The sequence below is a fragment of the Staphylococcus caprae genome, from assembly GCF_002902725.1.
GTDB classification, from domain to species: Bacteria; Bacillota; Bacilli; order Staphylococcales; family Staphylococcaceae; genus Staphylococcus; species Staphylococcus caprae.
Window position 1 is genome coordinate 58569 of record NZ_PPRT01000021.1, and the last position, 11533, is coordinate 70101.

Here is an 11533-nt window from a genome sequence, read left to right on the forward strand (position 1 = left end):
ACTTATTTCAGTATTATTGAATCGAGATTTCATACGCGTAAAATTATTGTAGTAAAAAACGACATGCGTTGAATGAAAACATCAAATACACATATACTTCTTTGATACATGATGAACATTTTCATTCTTTTCACAAAATACTTTCTATGAAGAACGGAGCGCATATTTTAAAGCTTCATGGACAGAAGATACACCAATCACTTGGATACCTTCTGGGAAAGTCCACCCTCCTATATTCGTTTGAGGGATAATCGCACGTTTGAAACCAAGTTTAGCCGCTTCTTGAATCCGTTGTTCGATACGAGAGACTCGACGAACTTCGCCCGTTAGACCTACCTCACCTACAAAACAGTCTAAGCCGTCTACAGCTTGATCTTTAAAGCTTGAGGCAGTAGCTACTATGATACTTAGGTCTACAGCCGGTTCTGTTAACTTCACTCCACCTGCAACTTTGATATATGCATCTTGTTGCTGAAGCAAGTAATTTTCTTTCTTTTCTAAGACTGCCATAAGTAAGCTTAACCGATTATGGTCAATACCTGTAGCCATACGTCTAGGATTATTAAACGTAGTAGGTGTAACTAATGCTTGTACCTCAATCAGCAAAGGACGTGTGCCTTCCATGGTTGGCACAATGGTCGATCCTGGTACATTAGTTGATCGTTCTTCTAGAAACATTTCAGAAGGATTTAAGACACCTTTCAAACCACTCTGCTTCATTTCGAAAATGCCCATCTCATTTGTAGATCCAAAACGGTTTTTAACCGCTCTTAAAATTCGGTATGCATGATGTTCATCGCCTTCAAAGTAAAGCACCGTATCTACCATATGTTCTAGCAATCTCGGCCCTGCTATCTGACCTTCTTTCGTCACATGCCCAACAATAAATGTCGCAATATCCATTTGCTTCGCGATATTCATCAGACTTTGTGTGCTTTCTCTTACTTGAGACACTGATCCTGGCGCTGAACTTATTTCTGGATGATAAATGGTTTGGATGGAATCCACGACGAGTAAATCTGGGCGTTCATCTTTAACGGTTTGGTGGATAACTTCTAAATCCGTTTCAGCTAAAACGTTGAGTTGACTAGAATCTTCTTCTAAACGCTCAGCACGTAGTTTAGTTTGATTTATCGATTCCTCACCAGTGATATATAAGACATTTTTACTTTGAGATAACGCAGCACAGATTTGCAACAGTAATGTAGATTTACCAATACCTGGGTCTCCTCCGATAAGCACAAGTGACCCACTTACAATCCCTCCACCAAGCACTCGGTTAAATTCTTTTGAATCTGTGAGAATTCTAGGCGTCGTCTCATGTTTAACACTATTTAATTTCTGTACTTTTCCTGCTGCTTCTTTAGTTTTTACACCATGTTTAGGGTTCGCAGCTTTCTCTACAATTTCTTCCATTTGGTTCCATGCACCGCAATTAGGACATTTCCCCATCCATTTAGGAGATTGATAGCCACACGCCATACATTCAAATATTACTTTTTTCTTGGCCACTTTTGCACCTCCAAATTGTTATGAACAAATCTATTTTAAACTGACAATTTGATTATGACAAATTAAATGTGAATGATTTTGATATCGATTAATTTTATTATGAATTTATGCTTATGCGAGTTGAGAATTATTGATTTTTCGAGAAATTTAATTTCCTTAAGTTTAATTTAATTCTTATACATCGCACTGCATTCTATGAAAAATAAAGATAAATTAGTTTATCTGAACATACAGAAAAATTTATGAATAAAAAAAGGTACCCCTCCATTAAAGAGGAATACCAATCATTGTCATAGATTACTATCGTTGATTCAATTTTGCTTTCTATGCGTTATATCAATTTAAGCTTCTGTCGTTTCTTTTTCTGAAGACGTTTTCTCGTGAATATCATATTTAAACTCTTCGCCATTATGATCAATAGTAACTTCTTTACCTTCAATCTTGTTACCATCTAAGATTAATTCACTTAAGTTATCTTCTACAGTTTTTTGAATTGCTCTAATTAATGGACGCGCACCGTATTCTGGATCGTAACCTTCTTCAGCAATTTTTTCTTTCGCTTTATCAGTTACAACAATATTAATATTTTGTTCAGAAAGACGAGCAGTAAGTTTATTTACCATCATAGTAACGATTTCTTTCAATTCTTCTTTAGAAAGTTTGTGGAATACAATGATATCGTCTACACGGTTTAAGAATTCTGGACGGAATGAATTTTTAAGTTCTTTCATCATTGTTTTACGAATTGTTTCATAGTCGTTACCTTCAGAAGCGCCACCAAACCCTGCAAATCGTTGGTCTTGTAATTCTTGTGCACCAACGTTTGAAGTCATGATGATGACTGTATTACGGAAATCTACAGTACGACCTTTCGTATCAGTTAAATGGCCATCATCTAAGACTTGTAAAAGGATGTTAAATACATCAGGGTGGGCTTTTTCAATTTCATCAAATAGGATAACTGAGTATGGTTTACGTCTTACCTTTTCAGTTAATTGACCACCATCGTCATGGCCTACATAGCCAGGAGGTGCACCTACTAAACGACTCACTGCATGTTTCTCCATAAACTCACTCATATCAACACGAATCATTGCATCATCTTCACCAAACATAGATTCAGCTAATGCACGTGCTAATTCAGTTTTACCTACACCAGTAGGTCCTAGGAAGATAAAGCTACCGATTGGACGTTTAGGATCTTTAAGTCCCGCACGAGCACGTCTCACAGCTTTACTGATTGAATTCACTGCGTCATTTTGACCAATTACACGTTCGTGGAGTGTATCTTCAAGATTGAGTAAACGTTCAGATTCAGTTTCGTTAATTTTAGTTAATGGAATACCTGTCCATCCTGCAATTACTTCTGCTATATCTTCTTCAGATAATGCCGTACTTACGCCACCTTGAGAATTTTTCCATTCATTTTTAGCGTCTTCATATTGTTTTTCAAGTTTAGATTGTTTATCTCTTAAATTAGCTGCATTTTCAAACTCTTGTGCATGAACAGCAGCATCTTTTTCATTTTTAACATTTTCAATTTCTTGTTCAATTTCTTTAAGATTGTTAGGTGTTGTATGACTTTTAAGTCTAACTTTAGAACTTGCTTCATCAATAAGATCGATTGCTTTATCTGGTAAGAAACGATCAGATACATAACGGTTGCTTAATTTTGCAGCTGCTTCTAAAGCTTCATCAGAAATATTAATTCTATGATGTGCTTCATAACGATCGCGTAAGCCTTTCAAGATTTCAATTGTGTCTTCTACTGTTGGTTCATCAACTTGAACAGGTTGGAAACGACGTTCTAATGCTGCATCTTTTTCAATATTTTTACGATATTCATCTAAAGTTGTAGCACCAATACATTGTAATTCTCCTCTAGCTAAAGCTGGTTTAAGGATGTTAGATGCATCAATAGCACCTTCGGCACCACCAGCGCCAACTAATGTGTGTAACTCATCAATAAATAGAATGACGTTACCAGCTTGATGAATTTCTTCCATAACTTTTTTCAAGCGTTCTTCGAATTCACCACGGTATTTCGTACCAGCAACTACAGTACCCATATCAAGTGACATGACGCGCTTTTCTTTTAATGTTTCTGGTACTTCATTATTAACAATCGCTTGTGCTAAACCTTCAGCAATTGCTGTTTTACCTACACCTGGTTCACCGATAAGTACTGGATTATTTTTAGTACGACGGCTTAACACTTCAATGACACGAGTGATTTCTTTATTACGTCCTACTACGGGGTCTAAAGTACCGTCTTTCGCTATAACAGTTAGGTCTCTAGCTAAACTATCCAATGTTGGTGTATTATTTGATTTATTTGCTTGAGCATTTTTATTACTCATTTCTGGGCTACCTAAAGCTTTAACAACTTGCGCACGTGCTTTTGTGATATTTAAATCTAAGTTGGCAAACACGCGTGCTGCGACACCTTCATTTTCACGGATTAAACCTAAAAGAATGTGTTCTGTACCTACGAAATTATGATGTAACTTTCTTGCTTCATCCATTGAAAGTTCAATCACTTTCTTAGCTCTTGGTGTGTAATGTAACGTGCCCATTTGTTCTTGACCGTGACCAATCAACTTTTCAACTTCTTCAATCACTTTGTCTTCAGTAATATTAAAACTTTCTAATACTTTAGCAGCAATACCTTCCGGTTCTTTCATTAAACCTAATAAAAGGTGTTCTGTACCAATATTTGAATGGTTCAAACGAATTGCTTCTTCTTGTGCATGCGCTAAAACTCGCTGCGCACGTTCTGTTAATCTACCAAATAGCATATATAAAATACCTCCTATTTTATATGTTCTCTTAATAAATCGGCTCTTTTTTCATTTACTGTTTTATCATCATCTTCATCTATTAAAAATGGTGACTGTATACCTACCATTAATTCATTAAATTTAAAATCATTAAGCGTTATATAATTTAAATCGATACCGAGTTTGACTTCACTTAAGCGATAGGATGCTTCTTCCATTGAGATAATTCTACTATTTTGTAGAATCCCTAGCGAACGATAAACTCTATCAAGCGTTTCTACTGGATTATGCTTATCAAGTCTTTCTCTAATTTGTTTCTCTTCATTGATGATTTGGTTAACGACTTCAGTTAAATTATCAATGATTTCTTCTTCAGTTTTCCCTAAAGTGAGTTGGTTTGAAACTTGATAAATGTGACCATATACTTGCGAACCTTCTCCATAAATACCTCGAATCGTAAATCCAAAACGGTTAATCGTCTGTGCAATGCGGTTCATTCTCTTCATGATGGAAAGTCCAGGCAAATGTAACATGACACTCGCACGCATACCTGTGCCTATATTTGTTGGACAGGTTGTAAGATAGCCTAAATGTTCGTCATAGCTAATATCTAGTTCTTGGTCCAAGTCATCATCAATCTTTGAAGCTCTTTGATATAAATCATTGAGCGACAAGTCAGTTCCTAACGCTTGGATACGAATGTGGTCTTCTTCGTTAATCATCACACTTAGAGATTCATCTTCGTTAAGCAATACTGCAGAGGCTGGTTGTTTAATAAGTTCAGGACTTACAAGATGTTTCGCAACTAATTTCATTTTACTTTGTTGATCCATTGTATCTAAACGTTGTAACTGTAAGTCTGGAAGCGCATCTTGAACTTCATTTATTACTCGAAATCCTTCTTGCTCGGATGGGAACATCAAAGGATGAACATGATTCTCAAGATTTCTTGCTAATCTTATTCTTGAAGAAATGACTACAGGTGCCTCTTCAGTCATTTTCATCCATTGACTAATGTTAGTATGAATGTCACTCATGACGAGACACCTCACTTTCATCTTTTAATGCTTTAATTTCGTCACGAATCACTGCAGCTTCTTCAAAGTTTTGTTCTTCTATTAATTTATTTAGATATTTCGTTTTTTCTTCGATTTGCTTTTTAATTGCAAGTTTCTTATGTGAAGATTGAGGCGTTTTACCTACATGTTCAAATTGTCCACCTTGTACGCGTCGAACGATATCTATAATGTCGTCTTTAAACGTGGCGTAGCAGTTAGCACAACCAAATTTACCAACATGCGCGATATCTTTCAGTGTCATATGACACGTCGGACATTGCTTCTCCTCTTTAAACGCCATTTCTTGAAAATTAATACCATGTTTCGTAGCGAGATGTTGTAATATTTGTTTGACTACAAATGCTTCTTCTATATCGTCTTGATGCGAATGGTAAGACGTGTCGTCATGAGCTTGATGCCAAGGATTATCGCCTTGTGCACATATTGAGCATACCCATTTTTCATGCGTACCGTCTTTACTTTTAACTGTTAATTTTACTTCCGCTTCATTTAAATGGCAATTTTCGCAAAGCACGTTTAAACACCTCACTTCATTTAATAATAGTTAATCACTGGTAATAATCGTTTTAAAATATTAGCTCTTATAATATCTCTTGCAACGACATCCATTTTTAGTGTTTCTCGATCAATAACTGCTTGTATCATTTTAGCTTCTCTGTCATTAATCAATCCTTTGTCTAATAAACCATCTATTATATAATAAGCTTGTTGTTGTGAAATAGAAGGTCCAATCAATTGAAGTAAGTGATTAATATAACCTGTTGCATCTTTGTTTTCAATTTTAGTGATTCGGATATAACCTCCACCACCGCGTTTACTTTCTATTTCATAACCATGTTCGTTTGTAAAACGAGTCTTAATAACATAATTTAATTGGGAAGGAACACAATCGAATCGTTGTGCAATATTTGCACGTTGGATTTCTACCACATCTTCGTTTGTTTCCTCGAATAAATGTTTAATGTATTGTTCTATGATGTCGGACATGTTATGCATGGATATCACCTCTTTTTGACCTTCTTTGACTTTATTATATGACCACCTTTGACCTTTTTCAACCAATTTGATTTTAAAATTTAAATTTTATGATGTTAGCGCGTTCAATTTATTGTATGATAGAGAATAGAAAAAATTAAAGGAATGAAAAAATATGCATATTGTGATTGGGATTATAGGAATTATTTTCTTTTTAGCACTCGCATTCTTATTTAGTTCAGACAGAAAAAATATACGCTGGAAGTATGTTGGTTTACTATTAGTAATTCAACTTATATTCGCATTTATTTTATTAAAAACAAATATCGGAATTACTGTTATCGGTAGTATTTCTTACGGCTTTAGTTATCTATTAAAGCAAGCAGCTGAAGGTGTCAATTTCGTATTCGGTGGTTTTAAATTTGTAGATCCAAAGAACCCACCATTCTTCTTTAACGTATTGCTACCTATTGTATTTATTTCAGCACTTATAGGTATATTACAATATACGCGAATCTTACCGCTTATTATTAATTTTTTAGGTTTCTTAATTTCTAAAATTAATGGCATGGGACGTTTAGAATCATATAACGCTGTAGCAGCAGCAATCTTGGGACAATCAGAGGTATTTATTTCATTAAAACAACAACTGCCATACATACCTAAACAACGTTTATATACGTTAACAGCATCAGCTATGTCTACAGTATCGGCATCAATTATCGGTGCATACTTCACGTTAATTGAACCTAAATATGTTGTAACAGCTGTTGTTCTTAATTTATTTGGTGGTTTCATCATCGCGTCAATCATCAATCCTTATAAAGTGAATGAAGAAGATGATAAATTATTAGTTGATGAAAGTGAAACTAAGAACCAATCATTCTTCGAAATGCTCGGGGAATACATTTTGGACGGATTTAAAGTTGCGGTCATCGTAGGCGCAATGTTAATTGGTTATATAGCTATCATCGCTTTATTAAATGGAATCGTCAGCGGTATCTTTAGTTTATTCTCACACGGCGCAATTACCTGGAATTTCCAAACATTGATTGGATTTGTCTTTGCTCCATTTGCATTCTTAGCGGGTGTACCATGGCATGACGCTGTTCAATCTGGTTCTATTATGGCGACTAAATTATTATCAAATGAATTCGTTGCAATGCAAGCACTTGGTAAAACACATGGTTTATCTGAACACGCTAAAGGTGTCACTTCAGTATTCTTAGTATCATTTGCTAACTTTAGTTCGATTGGAATCATTTCAGGTGCAATTAAATCATTAAATGATAAAAAAGGTGACGTCGTCGCACGTTTCGGATTAAAACTATTATTTGGCGCAACACTAGTATCATTTATTTCAGCAGCCATCGCAGGATTCTTTATTTAATTCATACTTAATTATTGCAGGAGTAACTTGGGGAGTTACTCTTGCTTTTTTATTTTTAATTTAGAATTTATACTTTTTTGAAATGCATTTTCCTCAAAATTAAAAACGGCCATCTTCAAGATGACCGCTTTATTAGAAAATGTTCAATCCTTCTTAATCATATGATTAATGAAATATTCAGTTACTCGATAATCATCGGTTAATTCTGGATGGAATGAGACTCCAAGATATTTCCCTTGTTTCACTGCCACAATTTTATCGCCTACTCGGCTTAGCACATCAACGCCTTCTTCAACCTGAGCAATATGAGGTGCTCTAATGAATACACCTTCAATATCTTCTGCAATTCCTTTAATATCAAGCTCAGATTCAAAGCTATCGACTTGTCGACCAAATGAATTACGCTCGACGGTGATATCCAACTTCTTCAGATAGCCTGACTCTCCCTCTACATCTTGGGCAAGTACAATTAAACCTGCACAGGTGCCAAACATTGGTAGATCAGAATTCTGTAATACTTCTTTGAATCCGTATAAATCCATTAATCGTCTTAATGTTGTGGACTCTCCACCCGGTAAAATCAATCCATCAATCTCTTCAAGTTGTTCTACTCTTTTCACTGCAATGCCCTCATGACCACTTAATTCTATATGACGAATGTGTTCACGAACCGCACCTTGCAACGCTAATACACCTATTTTCATAAATTACCAACCACGCTCTTGCATACGTTCTTCTAATGAAATTTGGTTAATATCTAAACCTTTCATAGCTGTGCCAAGCTCACTTGCTAATTTACCAATCAGTTCATAATCTTGATAATGTGTTGTAGCTTGTACAATTGCTTTAGCAAATTTTTCAGGATCTTCTGATTTGAAAATACCTGATCCTACGAATACACCGTCGGCACCTAATTCCATCATTAAAGCAGCATCTTGGGGCGTTGCTACACCACCTGCTGCAAAGTTAACTACTGGAAGACGACCTTTATCCTTAATTTGCTTTAATATTTCAAAAGGCGCACCTAATTCTTTCGCAAATGTCATGATTTCATCATCGTTCATAACAGTCAGACGACTCACTTCAGCATTTACACGGCGCATATGACGAACAGCTTCAACAATATTACCTGTACCTGGTTCACCTTTAGTTCGTAACATTGCTGCTCCCTCACCAATACGGCGTGCAGCTTCGCCTAGGTTACGACATCCGCATACAAATGGTACTGTAAATTGATCTTTTCTTAAGTGATATTCTTCATCAGCTGGAGTTAATACTTCAGATTCATCAATGTAATCGACACCCATTGCTTCTAATACTCTAGCTTCAGTAATATGTCCAATGCGGGCTTTAGCCATAACAGGTATAGACACTGCGTTCATTACTTCCTCAACAATTTTAGGATTAGCCATGCGTGCTACACCGCCTGCTGCTCTGATGTCTGATGGAACGCGTTCTAGTGCCATAACTGCAACCGCACCTGCTTCTTCAGCAATCTTAGCTTGTTCTGCATTGACAACGTCCATAATGACGCCACCTTTTTGCATTTCAGCCATTCCTCTTTTTACTCGTTCTGAGCCTACAATTTTTGACATGTTATTTACCCCTTTACTTCTTGATTAAATTCATTTTAAAAGATAAACTGATATTTAAAAAGGTACAATTTGCACATAAAACAAGGGGCCAGTTTATATGAAATCAACACAACCACTTTACTTATCCCTATATGAAAAATTAAAAAAACAAATTATTGAAGGTCTATACCATTCTAATGATAAATTTCCTTCTAAACGACAACTGAGCGAACATTTATCAATGAGTCATACGACTATTGAACATGCATATCAATTACTATTAGATGAGGGGTTTATTTATTCAAAACCTAGATCAGGTTATTATGTATCAGATATAGAATCTCTACCTGTTGTCAATACAGAGTCTTATCATGATTATATGGGGAATGAAATCAATGAAGAAACTTATAACAATGATGGACCTCAATACGCTTTTAACCTAGCTGAAATAGATTCGGAAAGCTTCCCTATGCACATTTTCAGAAAATATGCCAAAGACGTGTTCGAAGATGATCAACTCGATCTATTACAACGTGGTGAAGTTCAAGGAGTTTATGCGTTACGACAACAAATTGCACATTACTTATTTAATAGTAGAGGCGTAACATGTCACCCTAATCAAATCATCATTGGTTCTTCTACCAGTCAACTGCTTGATATGATTACCAACTTACTGAAACATGAAAAATTTATTATTGAGAAACCAAGTTACCCTCCAATTAAACACGTTTTAGATAAAAAGAATATGAATTACTTACAAGTTCCAGTTGATAAAAACGGTATACAAATCCAACCTATACTAAATTCACAAAATAACGTCTTATATATTACACCATCCCACCAATTTCCAACTGGCCACGTCACTAATCTCAAAAAAAGAACGCAACTTATCCAGTGGGCTCAAAAAGATACACATCGTTATATTATTGAAGATGATTATGATTCAGAGTTTAGATACTTTGGCAAACCAATTCCAGCTTTACAAAGTTTAGATACTAAAGGAAAAGTTATATATATCAGTACATTTTCAAAATCACTATTTCCTAGTTGTAGAATTGCATACATAGTACTGCCTGAAAAAGTAATGAACACTTATAAACAAAGAATATTTAAAGAAGGAAATACCGTACCCGTTCATCTTCAACATATGGTTGCAAGATTCATGAGTAGTGGTAGTTTTGAAAGACATTTAAATAAAATGCGAAGAATTTATAGAGATAAATTGAATTATATATTAAAAAAACTCGCTCAATATAGTGAACAGTTAAAAATAGAAGGCGCTTTGACTGGTATGCATTTCACCTTAACTGTAATGAATGGTTTGAGTGTACCCCAATGCTTAGAGAAAGCAAAAAAGAACAATCTAAAATTAGAATTGTATAACTATGAAGACAAACCTTCTAAATATCCTAAATTCATTTTAGGTTTCGGCGGGATTAAACAAGATGAGTTAGAAGACCATGTGAACGCCCTGATTAACTCGTTAATTATAAAGTAACACTTCTTTTTTAAAAGTTAGTGTTACTTATGCGATAGCTTTTAGGCTATCGTATTTTAATTAACATTTGTGAAAAGAATCATTCTTTCTCCATAGCTAATAGACTACGTACCTGTGGGGCGCCGATTGCTTTTTAGACATAAAAAAAGAGACCTTCCGGTCTCTAACTTGCCTGGCAATTATTTCAGTGGTTCTTAATGGCTTTATGCCATTAAGTAAGAGGGAGTGGAACAGAAATATAATTTAACAAAATTATTTTCGTTGTCCCACCCCGGCAAGGATGGCTAGAATTGAAAGAAGCTTGATATAAGCGCACTTTCAATTCAGACATCTACTGCCAATATGTTAAAGAAAACTGAGACAATTAATTATGCCTCAACCTCCTTTAGACGTAAGCCGGGCTACCATCTGGCGCTAAGGTGCTTCCTCTGCTTGAGTCAAGCGTTCGCATCTTTCTTCATTCGCGTCTCTCGCTGACTCATTTAGCTCGACTAAACTCGTTGCGCTCTTTCCTTAATTCATCAGCTTCAATCGCTTTCTCTTCGCAGAGAATCATTCTTTCTCTATAGCTAATCGCTTTTGTACCTTTCGGGGCGCCGATTGTTTTTTAGGCATAAAAAAAGAGACCTTACGGTCTCTGACTTGCCTGGCAACGTCCTACTCTAGCGGGACGTAAGCCCGACTACCATCGGCGCTAAGGAGCTTAACTTCTGTGTTCGGCATGG

Annotated in this window: 9 protein-coding genes and 1 rRNA gene; 2 read left to right on the forward strand and 8 right to left on the reverse strand. The window is 35.7% G+C overall.

Translation table 11 applies throughout. The features are described from left to right. Positions 1 to 144: 144 nt before the first annotated feature. The 5 genes from radA to CD155_RS04200 form a co-directional block, all read right to left on the reverse strand. The gene (gene radA, locus CD155_RS04180) at positions 145 to 1512 is read right to left on the reverse strand and encodes a DNA repair protein RadA (RefSeq protein ID WP_002441068.1); all 1368 of its coding nucleotides are present in this window, start codon (positions 1510 to 1512) and stop codon (positions 145 to 147) included. 341 nt (positions 1513 to 1853) lie between these two features. Further along, positions 1854 to 4310, reverse strand: a complete 2457-nt coding sequence (locus CD155_RS04185; protein ID WP_070832658.1) for an ATP-dependent Clp protease ATP-binding subunit — start codon at positions 4308 to 4310, stop codon at positions 1854 to 1856. A gap of 14 nt (positions 4311 to 4324) precedes the next feature. Then, positions 4325 to 5329: a protein arginine kinase gene (locus tag CD155_RS04190; RefSeq protein ID WP_002441063.1), complete on the reverse strand. Its 1005-nt coding sequence runs from the start codon at positions 5327 to 5329 to the stop codon at positions 4325 to 4327. Then, positions 5322 to 5885: a UvrB/UvrC motif-containing protein gene (locus CD155_RS04195; protein ID WP_103212606.1), complete on the reverse strand. Its 564-nt coding sequence runs from the start codon at positions 5883 to 5885 to the stop codon at positions 5322 to 5324. The genes CD155_RS04190 and CD155_RS04195 overlap by 8 nt, the downstream gene beginning before the upstream one ends. Positions 5886 to 5905: 20 nt before the next feature. Beyond that, positions 5906 to 6367: a CtsR family transcriptional regulator gene (locus CD155_RS04200; protein ID WP_037541112.1), complete on the reverse strand. Its 462-nt coding sequence runs from the start codon at positions 6365 to 6367 to the stop codon at positions 5906 to 5908. A gap of 154 nt (positions 6368 to 6521) precedes the next feature. On the opposite strand from CD155_RS04200, the gene CD155_RS04205 reads away from it, so the two are divergent. Beyond that, a complete protein-coding gene (locus CD155_RS04205) occupies positions 6522 to 7736 on the forward strand; it encodes a NupC/NupG family nucleoside CNT transporter (RefSeq protein ID WP_103212607.1) in 1215 nt (404 codons plus the stop codon). A gap of 143 nt (positions 7737 to 7879) precedes the next feature. Here the strand turns inward: CD155_RS04205 and pdxT are convergent, their stop codons facing one another. Both pdxT and pdxS read right to left on the reverse strand, forming a co-directional pair. Beyond that, a complete protein-coding gene (gene pdxT, locus CD155_RS04210) occupies positions 7880 to 8440 on the reverse strand; it encodes a pyridoxal 5'-phosphate synthase glutaminase subunit PdxT (RefSeq protein WP_103212608.1) in 561 nt (186 codons plus the stop codon). 3 nt (positions 8441 to 8443) lie between these two features. Next, on the reverse strand, positions 8444 to 9331 hold the full coding sequence (pdxS, locus tag CD155_RS04215) for a pyridoxal 5'-phosphate synthase lyase subunit PdxS (RefSeq protein ID WP_070832655.1): 888 nt from the start codon (positions 9329 to 9331) through the stop codon (positions 8444 to 8446). Positions 9332 to 9428: 97 nt separating this feature from the next. On the opposite strand from pdxS, the gene pdxR reads away from it, so the two are divergent. After that, positions 9429 to 10808: a MocR-like pyridoxine biosynthesis transcription factor PdxR gene (pdxR, locus tag CD155_RS04220; protein ID WP_103212609.1), complete on the forward strand. Its 1380-nt coding sequence runs from the start codon at positions 9429 to 9431 to the stop codon at positions 10806 to 10808. A gap of 644 nt (positions 10809 to 11452) precedes the next feature. On the opposite strand, the gene rrf is transcribed toward pdxR, so the two are convergent. After that, positions 11453 to 11533, reverse strand: a 5S ribosomal RNA gene (gene rrf / locus CD155_RS13275); the annotation flags it as partial.